Origin of the sequence: Sphaerospermopsis torques-reginae ITEP-024 (genome assembly GCF_019598945.1) — a bacterium.
In the GTDB taxonomy this organism is placed as follows: domain Bacteria; phylum Cyanobacteriota; class Cyanobacteriia; order Cyanobacteriales; family Nostocaceae; genus Sphaerospermopsis.
Map to the genome: position 1 here is coordinate 3,111,162 of NZ_CP080598.1, position 17,199 is coordinate 3,128,360.

Consider the following 17,199-nt stretch of genomic DNA (forward strand, 5'->3'; position numbering starts at 1 on the left):
TTGAAAACCGGGAATGTAAAATTATGGAATCAGATGTACTCAGTAAAAACTATAACAACCTAATAAAAGAACGAGAAGAATTAACTAAAAAATATGAGTACCTACTGCAAGAAATAGCGTTGTTAAATCAATCTAATAATTCCCTTAAAGCAGAACTGTTAGAAATTAAAAATTCTAGGACATGGAGAGTCATAACACAGTTAAAGCAAAACTTATTTGTGAATAAATTAGGGAAAATATTATTAAATTTGATGCAATTTATTAAACTATTATTTAAAGACAGAAATTTGTTATTAAGCAACTTAACTAGACGTAATCAAATGATTCGAGTTGACACAGTAGATAACGGCGAAAATTACGTTTCCAGTTATCAGTTTCAACAGACATTAGTCTTGCATAAATATCAGCCTGGTAGTCCTATTTCTATTGTAATTATTTGTTATAATAAATCAAAGGAACTACCCTATGTTATCTCCGCAATAGCTAAAAATACGTTGCGTCCAGATCTAGTTGTTCTGTGTGATGATGGTTCAACAGATGATTCAGTGCAAAGATTTATTGATGCCTGTGAATCACAATTTTTAACATATAAAATTATACAGGAAGAACCAAAACCAAATGCCTTTCGACTTAATACGCTGCGTAATCAAGGTGTAGCAGTTTGTCCTGATGGTTTAGTAATAATATTAGATGCAGATCACGTACCATCATCCACTCATATTCAAGCTCATGTAAATCTCCACTTATCAAATCCTCAGCCTGTCCTATCTACAGGACCACGACTTGAGTATGCTAATCCAGATTGTAGTGGTGCTGTCAATTTTCTTTGGGGACATGAACCAATTAGCATGATGCAGCATTCATCTGATCAACCAATAGCCAGTTGGACAGGGGTGCTTGTTTCTAATATGGGAATGTGTAAGCAGGCTATTTTAGAGCTTGGAGGCTTTGATCCTATATATGATGGTAATTATGGTTATGATGATATTGATTTCACTTATAGAGCTTGGTTGGCAGGCTATTTTTTTGCTAGTTGTTTTGAGACCTATATAATTCATATTCCGCATCCACCGTCATTGGGTGTCAGAGACAATAGCATAAATCAACGTAAATTTGAAGCTAAATATAAGTTTCATCCAAAATATCCTCAGAGTGTTGAACGACTAACTAGAGAAGCATGGCATAATTATCTTCGTTGCTATCTTTAGCAAGAGCAAACTTCATAAATCTAGCACAATTAACTTTATGTACATAGTTTTCCCAACTTTAGAAATTGCGCCATTTATCAACGGAGGAATAGGTCAATACTTATCACAAATTATACATTATTTACAAAGTTCCTGTTATACTCCATTAATTATATTGTATGGTGTTACTCAAAGTGAGGCAGTAAAGACAAGAAAACATTTTCAAGCAGCCAGCCTAAAATGTGAAATATATCATGTGAATGATTTTTCGCAAACCCAACTAAATTCAGAAGATATTTACAATGTAGAAAAAACTTCTTTAGCTTTAGCAGATTGCTTAACAGAAATAATTTCTCACAAAAATGTAGTTGGAGTTGAATGGCCTGAACATGGTGGGATGGGATTTCATACACTGCGAGATAAGCACTGTAATCCTAACTCTGTATTCAAAAAAATATCAATGTGGATTCACTTACATGGGGCTAGAGAAATTTGGGATTTAACAGATCGCTATCCCGTATCTTTAGATAAAAGTAATGCCTATCTATTATCTAACTATGCAGAAAGACTTTGCTTAGAATTAGCAGATGCTTGGAAAAGTCCATCTCAGTCTGTAGCAGATTGGTATACAAGTTATTTTGGAATTCACAATCAAGTTTTCATCTCACCGTTACCCTATCGTAAGTTAGCTGAACAGAATAGTCACAAGTTGATTCTGCGTCCTGAATTTCCTTTACAAATTCTTTGTCCTGGAAGAATTGTATATCTCAAAGGTAGTGATATTATTGCCCGTGCTTGTGTGGAAATATGTAAAAAATTTCCAGACCAGATCCATGTTACTTTTGCTGGTTATAACTTAGGTACAGCAAATTCAAAATATGCGTCTTCTCTGGATGAAATCAAGAGTTTTATTCCAGATGAATTTTTGCAATATTTTTCATTTCCTGGAAAATATGAAGCAGAACAATATTTAAAACTAGCACAAAAATCTCATTTTGCTATTTTTGCATCGCGTGTAGAAACGTTTTGTCTTGCAGCCCATGAATTAAACTGGATGGGAATGCCTTTAATTTTAGCAGATATTCCAGCATTTAAAGAACATTTTCAAGATGGAATTAACGCTTATAAATTTGATGTTACTATCGAATCTCTGACTCAACTCTTGATGAAAATTATAGAAAATCCAAAAATGTTGGCTCAACTAGATCCACAACCTGTTAGCGAGTTTGATATTAATATTTTTGAAAAATTAATAAATTTACCAGAAAATAACAAAATAAATGCTAATTACTTTTTATTCACAAAAATGCAGGAAATTTACTTTAATCAAGGTAATGTATACTTTGATAATTTTAAATTCTTAACTGTTTTTTCTTGGAAAAATTTAATTTTAGCAGTTACATGGAAAATTGTAAAACGTATTGCAGATATTTTTTCAATCTCAATAAAATTCAGATTATATGTTAAAGGATTTTTCAAAAAAGCTAAGTTAATATAGATTTTGAAAATAAAATACAAAAACATGAATCATTATATATCTCTCATTATTTGTACGGCTGATCGTTGTCTTTCTCTTGAGCAAACTTTACGGGCAATCAATAATATTAACTATCCATTATTTGAAGTTGTTATTGTTGATGCTTCATGTAACCGAGAATCTTGGGAAATGGTTACTGCTATCTCCAGCAAAGTAAGCTTTCCTCTGAATTTAACAACTGTTGGGGAAAAAAATATCAGTATTTCTCGCAACTTAGGTATAAAGTTAGCATCAGGAGATATAATTGCTTTCATAGACGATGATGCAATTCCACCTCCTGACTGGATAGAAAAACTATTAGCAACCTATTCTTTACATGGTGATAAATGTGGTGGTGTTGGTGGTACAGTACGAGATATGACAAAACCTGATTATCCGTTGCAATATCATCGCGGTATCACAAATATTATTAGTAATACCATTGCAATTCGTTCTGATGATGCTCCTAATTATAACCAACCAGACGGTTTTTGGTATAACTGTTTGATGGGTGCAAACTCATCTTATCGCAAAGATGTATTGGAAAAAATCAATGGCTATGACGAATTTTTTGAATATTTTTTAGATGAAACAGATGTTTGTTTACGCATTATTCAAGCTGGTTATGAAATTCATTACTGTGATGTAATTGTAGATCATTACCCTCAACCTAGCCATAATCGTCAAGATCAAAAACATCTTACCTGTTGGTACTCCCTAGCTAAAAATACAACCTATTTCTCCCTAAAACACGCATTAAAAAGAATCCCTTTACCTATCCTCATAATTCGTCTGACACTACTCCTAATTTATCGTTGTTTACTCAGAATTATCCGTTTAAAATTTACACATCATCTGTCACATGAGATTTTATGGAAATATATTCAAGAATCTATAGCAGGTGTGCGTATAGGTTGGAATGCTGGGATGGCTTTTCATCAAGTTAAAAGCAGAGAGTATTAAAGTAAAAAGTCCAAAAATAAAAAAGAAGTGTTGGGTGTATGAGGTGGGTTAAAAATAAATTATTATCCGTTATATTTCCAGAGTCACATCACTAGAAGCATTATTTAATGAACACAATAAATAATCCATCATCTCATCAATTAATCATCAACCTATCAATTATTTTCTCCCAACCAACTGGAATAAGTAACTACGCTTTAAACCTCATTCATTACTTGAAATCTTTCCAACCTACTCTATTAACAGCACAAAATCACCCAGATTTCAATTGCTACCCAATCCCAAATAATCTAACTCCTGCTGATGGTACAAAAGGACATTTAAACCGCCTCATTTGGACACAATTTCAACTACCCAAAATCTACAAAAACCTTAAATCTACCCTTCTATTTTCCCCCATACCAGAAGCACCCCTATATAGTAACTGTCGCTTTATCGTCATGTCTCACGACATGATACCTTTACGCTTTCCTAAACCTTTCTCACCCCTAACACCATATTACCGCTATTACACCCCCCAAGTCTTAAACCAAGCACAACATATCATTTGTAACTCGGAAGCAACAGCTAACGATATCACCAAATTTTATAATATTCCCAGTCATAAAATAACACCTATTCCCCTAGCGTGCGATCGCTCTCATTTCCGCTTTCTCAACCTACCCACTAAAAACTATTTTCTATACATTGGTAGACAAGATCCTTATAAAAATGTACATAGTTTAATTTCTGCTTTTGCAAAATTACCTCACACAAATGACTATGAACTCTGGTTAGTGGGTCCTACCGATAAACGTTATACCCCATTGTTGGAAAAACAAGTAAAAGAACTAGAAATAAATCATTTAGTTAAATTCCTCAACTATGTACCTTACCACGAATTACCAACCATTATAAATCAAGCACTTGCTTTAGTTTTCCCTAGTTTATGGGAAGGTTTTGGTTTACCAGTATTAGAAGCAATGGCCTGTGGTACTCCCGTTATCACTTCTAATATTTCCTCCCTTCCAGAAGTTACAGGAGATGATGCTATTTTAATTAATCCCTGTAATACCGAGGAAATTACAGACGCAATGCAAACTATTATTAATGATTCAGAAACCAGAAAACAACTTTCAGAAAAAGGAATAAAAAGAGCAAATCAATTTAGTTGGGAAAAAACCGGACTCGCTACAGTTGAAATATTACAGCAATATCTGTGAGCATAACTACAAAATATAAGATACCCTACTTATTGAAGAAGTTGCTAATATTGTAGTTATTGTTATATGAGACTCATATTTGATTTTTGAAAAAAATCCGTACACCTAAATTCTCGGAAACCCTTTTGCATCTTACTTTTTGCGTTTTATCTGACTATGCAAACAATTCCAGATATCAAATATTATTCCTATATGATAGAATAAATATAGTAAAATAATTAGGGCTTGCTGAATAAATGTAAAACCCAGATATAACAAAGGTTACAGGTGATCAGTGAGCTTGTCGAACTGCTGATAAAGAGGAAAAAAGTGCAAGGGTTTTCAAGGGTATACCTGAAAAAGTGTGCATTTTTTTGGATTTCTAGAGATAGTAAAGAAATTTTCAAACCTCCTCCTGACTCCTAACGAAAAGACTTTTTCAGCAACCCCTAATTACACTAACAAGATAAGAATAATCAATTATAATGGCAAAAGATGTTTTCCACCAACAGGTTAAAAATGCTTTAATAAAAGAAGGATGGAAAATCACTCATGATCCCCTCACCATTCGCATTAGTGAAGTTGTCAAACTGCAAATTGATTTAGCAGCAGAAACAACCATAGCAGCAGAAAAGGAGACAGAAAAAATTGCAGTAGAAATTAAAAGTTTTATAGGAGATTCAGAAATTAGCAGTTTTCATACAGCATTAGGTCAATATCTAAACTATAGCCAAGCGTTAGAAGAACAAGAACCAACCAGAATTATATATTTAGCCGTACCCTTTGAGACTTATTACGAATTTTTCCAACTTCCATTTATCCAACGTATGCTACAAAAATATCAAGTCAAACTGATCATTTACGATCCAAAACAAGAGGAGATTAGACAATGGATAAAATAGAACTTTATAGACAATTTATCAAAGAAATTCTAACAGAACACGCTCAAATTTCCACCACTACAGATACAGTAAAAGCACAACTAATATTTGATAGTGAACATGATCATTATCAGTTAAATTTTGTGGGTTGGCAAGGTGATAAACGAGTATTTGGTCCAGTAATTCACCTTGATATTGAAAATGACAAAATTTGGATTCAGTACAATGGAACAGAAGAATCAATAGCCGAAAGATTAGTACAAATGGGAGTACCAACTTCAGATATTGTCATTGGTTTTCATTCTCCCTTTAAACGGCAATTTACACCTTATGCAGTACGATAATAATTTTCTTAATACTCAGATACTATACTTGTTTAAATAAGTATAGTATCTATCCAATTTCTAATATTCCCTAACATTAACATCTGATTCGGAAATATGTAATCCTAAAAGTAGGAAAATTCTTACCTGACAATAAAAATATGAAAATCACATCCAAAGGACAAGTAACTATTCCCGTAGAAATACGAGAAAGATTGGGATTAACACCCAACACAGAAGTAGAATTTGAAATCATCGGAGATGCAGTTTACATAAAAAAATCCAAAATTAAACCCACTCCCGGTAAAAATCTTATAGAAATAATGCGAGGTAAAGCTACAATCAACATGACCACCGATGAAATCATGGCACTAACTAGACATTTCAGTTGAACTACTTTATCCCTGATTTGTTATTGATTGCTTATTCTCCGATATCCTCGACCTAATTAACTCTATATCTAAATTCAACTCAGAAGCGATCGCCTCCACACTTAAACCCAAACGTAACAACAAAGGTATCATCTCTAACTTACTTTCTAACTTACCTTCCGCTTTACCCTCTTCCTTCACATCTTGAAAATACCGTGTTTGCTTCAACTCATCTAGTCCAAACATAGCTTCTAACTCCTGACTACTTAAATAGGGAAACTTGTACACCAGTATCTTATCTACCAATTCTAAAACCTTTTCCTGGATCATTGCTTCTGCTAAAGACATCCGTACTTGTTCTTTCAGTTGAACTACTTTATCCCTGATTTGTTATTGATTGCTTATTCTCCGATATCCTCGACCTAATTAACTCTATATCTAAATTCAACTCAGAAGCGATCGCCTCCACACTTAAACCCAAACGTAATAACAAAGGTATCATCTCTAACTTACCTTCCGCTTTACCTTCCGCTTTACCCTCTTCCTTCACATCTTGAAAATACCGTGTTTGCTTCAATTCATCTAGTCCAAACATAGCTTCTAACTCCTGACTACTTAAATAGGGAAACTTGTACACCAGTATCTTATCTACCAATTCTAAAACTTTTTCCTGGATCATTGGTTCTGCTAAAGATACCCGTACTTGTTCTTTCAGTTGAACTACTTTCTCCTTAATTTGTGGTTGTTGTGCTACTATCAATTCTAGCATTCCTAAACCAACAGAATCACCAGTTTTTTCCCCTAACTCATCTAAGTATATCCGTGATATTCTACCAATATGAAATAACTCTTGATACTGTATTGGTTCTGCTGTATCAGTGCTACGATTGGGAAATATCGCCACTGCACACCAATTTTGTTGAGGACGATATAACTTTAAGTAGAGAAATATCTCCCCAAACAAGTCCCAGTAAAAATTGTCACGTTGCTGAAATTGCACCTCTACAAAATAAATCAGTTTATCTTCATCAGCAGGTGGGAGAAATAACCCATCAAAACGGAATGATAATTCCTTAATTTCCACTGAATCAAACTTGTATCCACTTGCCTTATCAGGAGATTCTCCTAATAATTCAAACAAAACAGTAGGTAAAGTTTGAAATATTTGATAAAAAATTGAGTCTGTTTTCATTAATGGCGAATAGTTTACGAGTAAAAATCAATATCATTAAAATATCATAAGTTTTACTAGATACTATTTATCTATTTTACCCAAATTGCTAATTATCTAAATCCTGTAAATCCTCAAATCCTGGACATCCTGATTCAGACAATTTATTTAATTATTAAAATGAATCTGACGATAAAAACAGAATCTTCAACCTAGCATTTGCTAACCGTCAAATTTCCTATCGTCAGATTTATAAATCAGTCAAATTACAAGAACAGAAAGTTTCAAAAAAGCGGTAAAAATTAAAAATTAAAACAGATAATTGTTGGGTTTTAATTTTCAATTTTCAATTTTCAATTTTTAATTCTTTACGGTGTTCCCACTGCACCAGAATAAACCAAACCCCGCTGCATATCCAAAGTCAAAATTGACCCATCTTTTATTACCTGTGTCGCTTCCTTCACACCAACAATAACAGGTACACCCAGACGTAAACCAATCACCGCTGCATGACTATTGAGACTTTCATCTTCAGTAATAATACCACTAGCCTTGCGAATCGCATCAACAAAATCAACGCCTGTACTCGATGCCACCAAAATATCACCATGATTAAAATGAGTCGCATCTATACCAGTACGCACAACCCTAGCGCGGCCACTGACAGAACCTTGTCCTAAACCAATACCTTGACCTAGTATCGCTGTCACCACTTCCACTTTAATCAAATCTGTAGACCCAGAAACACCTTGCAGTGTACCAGCAGTCATCACCACCAAATCACCCTCACTTAACAGGTTTTTTTCCTGGGCTACATTAATAGCAGCTTGGAAGGTTTGACCAGTAGAAGGTAAATCTAACACCAACAACGGTTTTACACCCCAAACCATCTGCAACTGTCGCGCCACATTGACATGGGGTGTGATGGCTAAAATTGGCGTTTTCGGACGGTATTTAGAAACATTCCGCGCAGTTGCTCCCGTTTGTGTCAAAGTCATAATTGCTGCTGCACCTAAATTCTCAGCAATTTGACCAACTGCTTGACTGATAGCATTAGGAATAGAACGTTTATCATCTCGCGTCAAACGGGAAGAATTTTCAGCTTCTTCCTGTTCAATGCGTTCAGCAATTCTTGCCATAGTTGCTACCGCTTCCACTGGGTAACTACCTACAGCAGTTTCATTGGAAAGCATCACCGCATCCGTACCATCTAAAATCGCGTTAGCCACATCGGATACTTCTGCACGGGTAGGACGGGGGTTGCTGACCATGCTATCTAACATTTGGGTAGCGGTGATGATGGGAATACCCAAACGGTTAGCAGTAGCAATTAACCGCTTTTGCAACACAGGTACATCTTCTGCGGGCAATTCTACCCCTAAATCGCCTCTAGCTACCATTACACCATCACACAAAGACAGAACCGCTTCCATTTGTTCTATCGCTTCGTGTTTTTCAATTTTGGCAACTACAGGAACGTTTTTCCCGGTACTGGTAATTAACTCTTTAATTTCGATAATATCCTGGGGGTTACGAACAAAAGACAGTGCTACCCAGTCTACACCTTGATCTAGACCAAACATCAGATCCTCGCGGTCTTTGTCGGTCATGGCTTTGATGGATAAGTAAACTCCCGGGAAATTAACGCCTTTGTTGTTAGAAAGTTTACCTGCAACTGTCACTCGACAATGTAAATCACCTTTATCGCGGTTAATTTCCTCAACAACCATTTCTACTCGGCCGTCATCGAGGAGAATTTTTGAGCCAACAGGGACTTCTTCCGCTAAATAATCGTAGGTAACACAGCTAATTTCTTGAGTTCCTACCACTGGACGATTTGTTAAAGTGAAGCGATCGCCCTTAGACAACATGATAAAACCATTTTCAAATTGTCCCAAGCGAATTTTTGGACCTTGCAAATCTTGTAAAATTGCCACAGGTCTATTCAGTTCAAAAGCGGTTTGTCTAATTAACCGGATACTGCGCTGATGGTCAGCATGAGTGCCGTGGGAAAAATTTAATCGCAGCGTCGTTGCACCCGCTTCAATAATTGCTTTCAGCATTTCTGGACTACTGGTAGCAGGTCCAACAGTAGCAACAATTTTGGTTCGGCGCAGAGAATCTCTTAATTGCGTCATGGGCGGATTTCAGGATTTTTTGGATCTATCTGGGAAATAATGGTAAATTAAGCAGTCAATTCTTTTCAGTCACTGCTATATCAATGTCAATTAATATCAAAAGCAGTGAAAGTGGGGGTGAAGTATAGATTTGATTTCGTACAGTTAGTAACTTTATAGAAAAATCTCCTCAAACCACTTCCCCTAATCAGCAAGACTCCGGTTAAATCTTACTATACAGAATCCCCATAAAAAAGCCAGATATAACTCAGGATTGAGTCATAGACAAGTCAGAGTTAATTTTACTTCTCCACATCTCCACAGACCTGATGGACGCTTCCAGCTTGTCTAAACTGTAATCTTGGATTTGATTAGCAGCAATCACTTCCTACCTGATCAGCTTCATTTCTGATTCAATCTCCTTGAGCTTTTCCCGCGCAGCAAACCCCCAGTTAGCAGCTAAAACCCAGTTGGCCTCAAAATAGTCAATAGCGTTACCAACATCATCACCCTTTCATTAATCATGGGTGGTTTTTCTGTGTTCATAAAATCCGCATGAGTAAGGATGTATCAATAATTTTTCAAAAAGCCACTCAATTAAGAGTGGTTTTTATTTTGGGTGTAGAATTGGATTACCCTGAATGGGTTTTTACTACTTTTAGCATATTCATATTAATCGTGCGTAAGTATACAGTAATTGCTCCCGTGAGCCTAAGTATTGCTTTGTTGATGACTGGTTGTAATGAGAGTAAAATCTCTCAGTGTCAACGATTGGTTAAAGTTGTGAATCAAGGAACTTCTTTGATTGATAACAATAAAGGAACACAAGTAACAACTAGCTTGCAACTCTCCAAAGATTTGCAAAATGTCACTAAATCAATTCAAGAATTAAGATTAGCAGATCCCAAACTCCAAGAAGTTCAAAGTAGTTTTGCCAAAGTTTTTGATAATCTCAGTCAAGCGATCGCAAAAGCTGGTAATGCTCTAGGTACAACTAAAACAGCAGAAGCTTCTACAGCAGGTAGGGTAAAAATCCAAAAGGCCAGAACAGACATTGAATCAACACTAACAGCAGCCGCTAAAACTGCTGGTAAAGAATCAGATACTTTTGGAAATCAGTTAAATGAATACTGTAGTCAATCGCAATGATTTTTGATTTTTTACCCCTCCTGTGTGGATATATTTGACCATTTTGGGCAATTAATTTATAATGAGTAGGAATTTAAAGATATTTTAAACCTTCCACCCAAAATATTTTATATTTTGGGTTATTTTTTGGCTCTTGGGCAAAAGTTTTACATTTGTGATTAATTGCTAAACAATACAATCACGTAGATCATTAAGAGTAATCATCAATGTCATCGGTTCGAGGGGAGACAAATTAAAACCTAAAGCCAAATAAAAATCCTTAGCTTCTTCAGAAATTGCATGAACAATAATTCCTCTAATGCCAATGGTATCAGCGGCTTGAAGAACTCGTAAAGCAGCATCACGAAATAAAGCACGTCCTAACCCTTGACCTTGAAAAGAACTATCTATTGCTAATCGTGCCAAAATTACTACCGGAATGGGGTCAGGCATATTTCGCCGAAATTTACCTACAGCCGATTGTAAACTAATCGCTCCAGAAGCAAGAGCATAATATCCAATAACTTTATTATCCGCGCAAATCACAAAAGTTCTAGTTGCACCACTGATTTGATTCGCATAAGCTCGACGTTTTAACCAATCATCAAGAGAAGCAATTCCACAGGAAAAATCAGTACAGGAGTGATGACTAGCCAAGGGTTCAGGGGGTGTGAAATTCATTTCTGTTCCCAAGGGGGAGTTGTTTGCATGGTTTTACGTAAACGTTCATTAACTTGAGGAGGTGCATCTAGTAAGGCAGTAAATTCTGCATAAGCTTCTGGAGTAGCCCAAAAAATAGTTCGTTCCAGTAAAGTTTCTTCGGCTGCATTCCGCGCTGCTGCCAAAATAAAATCAGTTCTATTTTTACCTAGCACTTTGGCAGCCATATCTATCAAATCTCGTTCTTCTGGCTTAATGCGTAAGTTGAGCGTGTTGCGTGGAGTTTTGGTTTTTGTTTTGTTGGTCATGGTTGATGTTTTTGAGTTTAATTTGTGATGATACTATTTTACCATGTTGTAATGACAAAGACATTACAGGATTTGGTAAAAAAATTACCATCTGTGAATAAAGGTTTTAATGTCTATTCCTTGCACTTTCTTTCTCTTTTTCACACCTGAAACTCTTGATTTATATCAAAGGACGCAAAGCACACAAAAAATAGATAAAAAAATTGAGCGCAGCTTGCAAAGTGCGTATACAAAAACCCCCCACCTCGCGGCAGGGGATTTTTTTGTTACTTACCTAAAACCAGCAGTTAGGATCAACCGAACTTACCAGCAGTAGAAGCAATGAGGAACGCTGCGTAGGTAACGATGTAGCCAACAGTGAAGTGAGCTAAACCAACCACACGAGCTTGAACAATGGAGAGAGCAACAGGCTTATCTTTCCAGCGAACCAAGTTAGCCAGAGGAGTACGCTCGTGCGCCCAAACCAAGGTTTCGATCAACTCTTGCCAGTAACCTCTCCAGGAGATTAAGAACATGAAACCGGTTGCCCAAACTAGGTGTCCGAAGAGGAACATCCAAGCCCAAACAGACAGGTTGTTCATGCCGTAGGCATTGTAACCGTTGATCAACTGAGCAGAGTTAGCCCAGAGGTAGTCACGGAACCAGCCCATCAAGTAGGTGGAGTTTTCGTTGAACTGAGCAACGTTACCTTGCCAAATACCCAGATGTTTCCAGTGCCAGTAGAAAGTTACCCAACCAATGGTGTTTAACATCCAGAACATAGACAGGTAGAAAGCGTCCCAAGCGGAGATATCGCAAGTACCGCCACGGCCGGGACCGTCGCAGGGGAACGCATAACCGAAGTCCTTTTTATCGGGCATCAGTTTAGAACCACGAGCATCCAAAGCACCTTTAACAAGTACCAAGGTGGTGGTGTGGATAGCCAAAGCGAAAGCGTGGTGAACCAAGAAGTCGCCAGGACCAATGGTTAGGAACAAGGAGTTTGTTCCAGAGTTGATAGCATCTAACCAGCCAGATAACCAAACGTTACCGTAGTTGGGGTAGGCGGTGTAAGCTATGCTGTCAGGGTTAGACAACAAGGTGTCTAAACCGTAGAGAACTTTACCGTGAGCCGCTTGAATGAACTGAGCAAATACTGGTTCAATCAAGATTTGCTTTTCAGGAGTACCGAAAGCAACTACTACGTCGTTGTGAACGTACAAGCCCAAGGTGTGGAAACCAAGGAATAAGGATACCCAGCTGAGGTGAGAGATGATCGCCTCTTTGTGCTGTAACATCCGGTCTAATACGTTGCCTTTGTTTTGTTCGGGATCGTAGTCACGAACCCAGAAGATTGCTGCGTGTGCAAAAGCACCAACCATTAAGAAACCAGCGATGTACTGGTGGTGGGTGTACAGTGCTGCCTGTGTGGTGTAGTCCTTAGCAATGAAAGCATAAGGAGGCAGAGCGTACATATGTTGAGCAACCAGGGAAGTAATTGTTCCTAACGCAGCCAAAGCCAAAGACAATTGGAAGTGTAAGGAGTTGTTGATGGTGTCGTACAAACCTTGGTGGGGCAGGTTAAACTGACCTTCGCTCTTGCTACCGGGAACTAAACCGGACTTGGAGTTGAGCATTTCTTTGATGCTGTGACCAATTCCGAAGTTAGTGCGGTACATATGACCCGCGATGATGAAGATAACAGCGATCGCCAAGTGGTGGTGAGCCATGTCAGTCAACCACAAGGATTCTGTTTGGGGGTGGAAACCGCCCAAGAATGTGAGGATCGCAGTACCAGCACCAGTGGAAGTACCAAAAAGATGGCCAGCGGTGTCAGGGTTCTGAGCGTAAACACCCCAGTTACCAGTGAAGAAGGGGGTTAAGCCTGCTGGGTGGGGAGCAACGGACAGGAAGTTATCCCAGCCTACGTGGATACCACGAGATTCGGGGATAGCAACGTGAACCAAGTGACCAGTCCAAGCTAAGGAGCTAACACCGAACAAACCAGCCAGGTGGTGGTTCAGACGGGGTTCAGCACTCTTGAACCAAGAGAGGCTAGGACGGAACTTGGGTTGTAAGTGCAACCAACCAGCGAACAGGAACAATGCAGCCAACAGCAACAAGCCCAAAGAACCAACATAGAGTTCTTGGTTTGTCCGCATCCCGATGGTGTACCACCAGTGATAAACACCGGAGTAAGCAATGTTTACAGGATTGCTTGCGCCAGCTTGGGTGAAAGCGTCAACTGCTGGTGCGCCGAAGTGGGGGTCCCAAATCGCATGGGCGATAGGACGGACATGAAGGGGATCTTTAATCCACTGTTCAAAGTTACCTTGCCAGGCTACGTGGAACAGGAGGCTGGAAGCCCACAAGAAAATGATTGCCAAGTGACCGAAGTGAGTGGCGAAAATCTTTTGGTAAAGATTTTCTTCTGTCATGCCATCGTGGCTCTCAAAGTCATTGCCCATTGCGATCGCATACCAAATGCGCCGCGTAGTTGGGTCCTGTGCGAGATCCTGGCTAAATTTTGGAAATTTTGTTGCCATAGGGTTGATGATTCCTCTGACCTTTAGCCATTGCTATCACTGCTACCAGTGAAATTTTGGATTTTGGGTTGGAGATTGATCCAAAACCCAAAATATTCACTGAAATTTTTTAACCTACTGAAAGGATATGTGCATGGAAGAATGCCCAAGTAGTAGCAATTCCTCCGAGTAGATAGTGAGCTACACCTACTGCCCGACCTTGAGTGATGCTCAATGCACGGGGTTGAATAGTAGGAGCTACTTTCAGTTTATTATGCGCCCAGACGATGGACTCAATTAATTCTTGCCAGTAGCCACGACCACTGAACAGGAACATTAAGCTAAATGCCCAAACGAAGTGAGCGCCTAAGAACATGAGTCCGTAAGCGGACAGTTCACTACCGTAGGAGTTGATTACTTGTGTAGCTTGCGCCCACAGGAAGTCACGTAACCAACCGTTGATGGTGATAGCACTTTGTGCAAAGTTGTCACCTGTGATATGACTTACCACACCATCATCCACTGTACCCCATACATCAGACTGCATTTTCCAACTGAAATGGAAAATTACAATTGACAAGGAGTTATACATCCAGAACAGTCCCAAGAACACATGGTCCCAACCAGAAACTTGGCAAGTACCACCACGGCCTGGACCGTCGCAAGGGAAGCGGAAGCCCAAGTTAGCTTTGTCTGGAATCAAACGAGAACTGCGAGCGTACAATACACCTTTAAGCAGAATCAGCACAGTCACGTGAATGGTGAAGGCGTGAATGTGGTGAATCATGAAGTCGGCTGTACCTAAAGGAATTGCAGCAGCAGCTACTTTTCCGCCTACAGCTAACACACCACCGCCAAACACATAACTTACTGCTTCTAGAGCGTTAGGTGCGGTTGTTCCTGGTGCTAAGTGGTGTAAGTTTTGTACCCACTGAGCAAACACTGGTTGCAATTGAATTGCAGCGTCAGAGAACATATCTTGGGGACGACCCAATGCTCGCATGGTGTCGTTGTGGATGTACAAACCAAAGCTGTGGAAGCCGAGGAAAATACAAACCCAGTTGAGGTGAGAGATGATAGCATCACGGTGACGAATCACGCGATCCAATACGTTGTTTTGGTTAACAACGGGATCATAATCACGCACCATGAAGATCGCTGCGTGAGCAGCACCACCAACAATCAAGAAGCCACCGATCCAAATATGGTGAGTGAAGATACACAACTGTGTAGCGTAGTCAGTTGCCAAGTATGGATAGGGGGGCATCGCGTACATATGATGCGCGATGATGATTGTCAAAGAACCCAAGAAGGCCAGGTTGGTAGCCAACTGAGCGTGCCAAGAGGTGGTCAGGTTTTCGTAAAGACCTTTGTGGCCTTCACCAGTGAAGGGACCTTTGTGGTTTTCTAGGATATCTTTGATGCTGTGACCGATACCCCAGTTGGTGCGGTACATATGACCGGCGATGATGAACAATACAGCGATCGCCAAGTGGTGATGAGCAATGTCAGTCATCCACAAACCGCCTGTTACTGGGTTCAATCCGCCTTTGAAGGTCAGAATGTCAGCATAAGTTCCCCAGTTCAAGGTGAAGAAAGGTGCTAAACCACTAGCAAAGCTGGGATACAACTCTGTGATTAAGTCTTTGTTCAAAATGAACTCATGGGGCAAGGGGATGTCCTTAATGGCAACACCAGCGTCTAATAGCTTGTTAACTGGTGCGGACACATGGATTAAGTGACCTGTCCATCCCAAAGAACCGCAACCTAGCAATACTGATAGGTGGTGATTCAACATTGACTCCACGTTCTGGAACCATTCCAGTTTGGGAGCGCGTTTGTGGTAATGGAACCAACCAGCGAACAGGAACAAGCCCGCTAATACTAAGCCGCCAATGGCAGTTACGTATAGTTGGAAGGAGCTAGTGATACCCCAGCCACGCCATACTTGGAACAAGCCAGAGGTGATTTGAATGCCGTGGAAACCACCGCCCATATCACCGTTTAAAATATCTTGTCCCACAATAGGCCAAACTGTTTGGGCGCTGGGCTTGACTCCTAATGGATCAGCCAGCCAAGCTTCATAGTTGGAGAACTTAGCGCCGTGGAATAACATTCCGCTTAACCAAATCGTCACTACAGCCAAGTGGCCAAAGTGGGCGGAGAAGATTTTGCGAGAAATGTCTTCTAAGTCGCTTGTATGTGTATCGAAGTCATGGGCGAGGGCGTGCAGGTCCCAAATCCAGGTGGTGGTTTTTGGTCCTTTAGCTAAGGTTCTCTCGAAGTGTCCTGGTTTTGCCCATTTCTCAAATGAGGTGGGTACAGGATCGTTATCAACGATGACTCTTGCTTTTTTCTCCTCTCGCTCCGGAGGACTAATCGTCATTCGACCTCCTCTGTGAATAGGGAATGAGGAATCATGTACACCACAGAGTGAATTTCACTCTTTGTCCCCAGTTGTTTTTTGGGGACCTGTGGATTTGTTGTTTCTGTTGAATTATAGAGTCTGTACTTGTACTTTGTTGGAGACATTTTAACAATAATTCAAAATCGCCAGATTTATTGTCATATCTGCCTTTTTATATTCAAAGCTATTGTAAAAAAGTCAATACTTTTTCTATTAAATTTACAAACTATAACAATTCTTAAAACTTATGCTTAATCTTCAATCCTGCCATAAATCATAATTTTGGAACTGAATATGTTGCTTATGCTGAAATTTAAATCTGTAAATTTAGTGATAAATATTACTTAATTTTCATATTTTTCATCTTTATGTAAAGATATGAACCAAATTTTCTGTAAATCACAAAGTTACAACAGCTTGCCGTTTTCAGCAGTCAGCTTGCAGCAGCATAACCATTGATATGTAAGGCTTTTTGATGCAAA

At 38.9% G+C, this 17,199-nt stretch carries 15 protein-coding genes; 8 read left to right on the forward strand and 7 right to left on the reverse strand.

What is annotated here, in order from left to right; all coding sequences use genetic code 11:
- The first annotated feature begins 23 nt into the window (after positions 1 to 23).
- The 7 genes from K2F26_RS14485 (at position 24) to K2F26_RS14515 (ending at position 6,443) form a co-directional block, all read left to right on the forward strand.
- Complete coding sequence (locus K2F26_RS14485; RefSeq protein ID WP_220608388.1) at positions 24 to 1,208, forward strand: glycosyltransferase family 2 protein; 1,185 nt, start codon at positions 24 to 26, stop codon at positions 1,206 to 1,208.
- A 37-nt stretch (positions 1,209 to 1,245) separates the two neighbouring features.
- On the forward strand, positions 1,246 to 2,685 hold the full coding sequence (locus tag K2F26_RS14490) for a glycosyltransferase (RefSeq protein ID WP_220608389.1): 1,440 nt from the start codon (positions 1,246 to 1,248) through the stop codon (positions 2,683 to 2,685).
- A gap of 24 nt (positions 2,686 to 2,709) precedes the next feature.
- The gene (locus tag K2F26_RS14495) at positions 2,710 to 3,666 is read left to right on the forward strand and encodes a glycosyltransferase family 2 protein (RefSeq protein ID WP_220608390.1); all 957 of its coding nucleotides are present in this window, start codon (positions 2,710 to 2,712) and stop codon (positions 3,664 to 3,666) included.
- 107 nt (positions 3,667 to 3,773) lie between these two features.
- Positions 3,774 to 4,868 carry a glycosyltransferase family 4 protein gene (locus K2F26_RS14500; protein WP_220608391.1) on the forward strand — a complete coding sequence of 365 codons (1,095 nt, stop codon included), beginning with the start codon at positions 3,774 to 3,776 and terminating at the stop codon, positions 4,866 to 4,868.
- Positions 4,869 to 5,332: 464 nt separating this feature from the next.
- The gene (locus K2F26_RS14505; RefSeq protein WP_220608392.1) at positions 5,333 to 5,749 is read left to right on the forward strand and encodes a XisH family protein; all 417 of its coding nucleotides are present in this window, start codon (positions 5,333 to 5,335) and stop codon (positions 5,747 to 5,749) included.
- Positions 5,737 to 6,072 (forward strand): XisI protein, encoded by a 336-nt coding sequence (locus tag K2F26_RS14510; RefSeq protein ID WP_220608393.1) that lies wholly within the window; start codon positions 5,737 to 5,739, stop codon positions 6,070 to 6,072. Before K2F26_RS14505 ends, K2F26_RS14510 begins: the two co-directional genes overlap by 13 nt.
- Before the next feature lie 140 nt (positions 6,073 to 6,212).
- Positions 6,213 to 6,443 (forward strand): AbrB/MazE/SpoVT family DNA-binding domain-containing protein, encoded by a 231-nt coding sequence (locus tag K2F26_RS14515; protein WP_194053986.1) that lies wholly within the window; start codon positions 6,213 to 6,215, stop codon positions 6,441 to 6,443.
- 6 nt (positions 6,444 to 6,449) lie between these two features.
- Here the strand turns inward: K2F26_RS14515 and K2F26_RS14520 are convergent, their stop codons facing one another.
- The 3 genes from K2F26_RS14520 to pyk all read right to left on the reverse strand — a co-directional run bounded on the left by K2F26_RS14520 (position 6,450) and on the right by pyk (position 9,731).
- Positions 6,450 to 6,770, reverse strand: coding sequence for a DUF2887 domain-containing protein (locus tag K2F26_RS14520; RefSeq protein ID WP_220608394.1), 321 nt, complete (start codon positions 6,768 to 6,770; stop codon positions 6,450 to 6,452).
- Between the two features lie 28 nt (positions 6,771 to 6,798).
- Complete coding sequence (locus K2F26_RS14525; RefSeq protein ID WP_220608395.1) at positions 6,799 to 7,614, reverse strand: Rpn family recombination-promoting nuclease/putative transposase; 816 nt, start codon at positions 7,612 to 7,614, stop codon at positions 6,799 to 6,801.
- Positions 7,615 to 7,961: 347 nt separating this feature from the next.
- A complete protein-coding gene (gene pyk / locus K2F26_RS14530; protein WP_220608396.1) occupies positions 7,962 to 9,731 on the reverse strand; it encodes a pyruvate kinase in 1,770 nt (589 codons plus the stop codon).
- Between the two features lie 648 nt (positions 9,732 to 10,379).
- Here pyk and K2F26_RS14535 point away from each other — a divergent pair.
- On the forward strand, positions 10,380 to 10,859 hold the full coding sequence (locus tag K2F26_RS14535; protein WP_220611887.1) for a hypothetical protein: 480 nt from the start codon (positions 10,380 to 10,382) through the stop codon (positions 10,857 to 10,859).
- Positions 10,860 to 11,024: 165 nt separating this feature from the next.
- On the opposite strand, the gene K2F26_RS14540 is transcribed toward K2F26_RS14535, so the two are convergent.
- The 4 genes from K2F26_RS14540 to psaA all read right to left on the reverse strand — a co-directional run bounded on the left by K2F26_RS14540 (position 11,025) and on the right by psaA (position 16,696).
- A complete protein-coding gene (locus K2F26_RS14540; RefSeq protein ID WP_220608397.1) occupies positions 11,025 to 11,519 on the reverse strand; it encodes a GNAT family N-acetyltransferase in 495 nt (164 codons plus the stop codon).
- Complete coding sequence (locus K2F26_RS14545) at positions 11,516 to 11,806, reverse strand: type II toxin-antitoxin system TacA family antitoxin (RefSeq protein ID WP_220608398.1); 291 nt, start codon at positions 11,804 to 11,806, stop codon at positions 11,516 to 11,518. Before K2F26_RS14545 ends, K2F26_RS14540 begins: the two co-directional genes overlap by 4 nt.
- Before the next feature lie 293 nt (positions 11,807 to 12,099).
- The gene (gene psaB / locus K2F26_RS14550; RefSeq protein ID WP_190648905.1) at positions 12,100 to 14,331 is read right to left on the reverse strand and encodes a photosystem I core protein PsaB; all 2,232 of its coding nucleotides are present in this window, start codon (positions 14,329 to 14,331) and stop codon (positions 12,100 to 12,102) included.
- 109 nt (positions 14,332 to 14,440) lie between these two features.
- Positions 14,441 to 16,696: a photosystem I core protein PsaA gene (psaA, locus tag K2F26_RS14555; RefSeq protein ID WP_220608399.1), complete on the reverse strand. Its 2,256-nt coding sequence runs from the start codon at positions 16,694 to 16,696 to the stop codon at positions 14,441 to 14,443.
- Positions 16,697 to 17,199: the final 503 nt, after the last annotated feature.

What these genes read in the sequence shown, in the direction of transcription:
- K2F26_RS14485 (WP_220608388.1), top strand. Translation starts at nt 24, where the DNA reads ATGGAATCAGATGTACTCAGTAAAAACTATAACAACCTAATAAAAGAA.
- K2F26_RS14490 (WP_220608389.1), top strand. Translation starts at nt 1,246, where the DNA reads ATGTACATAGTTTTCCCAACTTTAGAAATTGCGCCATTTATCAACGGA.
- K2F26_RS14495 (WP_220608390.1), top strand. Translation starts at nt 2,710, where the DNA reads ATGAATCATTATATATCTCTCATTATTTGTACGGCTGATCGTTGTCTT.
- K2F26_RS14500 (WP_220608391.1), top strand. Translation starts at nt 3,774, where the DNA reads ATGAACACAATAAATAATCCATCATCTCATCAATTAATCATCAACCTA.
- K2F26_RS14505 (WP_220608392.1), top strand. Translation starts at nt 5,333, where the DNA reads ATGGCAAAAGATGTTTTCCACCAACAGGTTAAAAATGCTTTAATAAAA.
- K2F26_RS14510 (WP_220608393.1), top strand. Translation starts at nt 5,737, where the DNA reads ATGGATAAAATAGAACTTTATAGACAATTTATCAAAGAAATTCTAACA.
- K2F26_RS14515 (WP_194053986.1), top strand. Translation starts at nt 6,213, where the DNA reads ATGAAAATCACATCCAAAGGACAAGTAACTATTCCCGTAGAAATACGA.
- K2F26_RS14520 (WP_220608394.1), bottom strand. Translation starts at nt 6,770, where the DNA reads ATGTCTTTAGCAGAAGCAATGATCCAGGAAAAGGTTTTAGAATTGGTA.
- K2F26_RS14525 (WP_220608395.1), bottom strand. Translation starts at nt 7,614, where the DNA reads ATGAAAACAGACTCAATTTTTTATCAAATATTTCAAACTTTACCTACT.
- pyk (WP_220608396.1), bottom strand. Translation starts at nt 9,731, where the DNA reads ATGACGCAATTAAGAGATTCTCTGCGCCGAACCAAAATTGTTGCTACT.
- K2F26_RS14540 (WP_220608397.1), bottom strand. Translation starts at nt 11,519, where the DNA reads ATGAATTTCACACCCCCTGAACCCTTGGCTAGTCATCACTCCTGTACT.
- K2F26_RS14545 (WP_220608398.1), bottom strand. Translation starts at nt 11,806, where the DNA reads ATGACCAACAAAACAAAAACCAAAACTCCACGCAACACGCTCAACTTA.
- psaB (WP_190648905.1), bottom strand. Translation starts at nt 14,331, where the DNA reads ATGGCAACAAAATTTCCAAAATTTAGCCAGGATCTCGCACAGGACCCA.
- psaA (WP_220608399.1), bottom strand. Translation starts at nt 16,696, where the DNA reads ATGACGATTAGTCCTCCGGAGCGAGAGGAGAAAAAAGCAAGAGTCATC.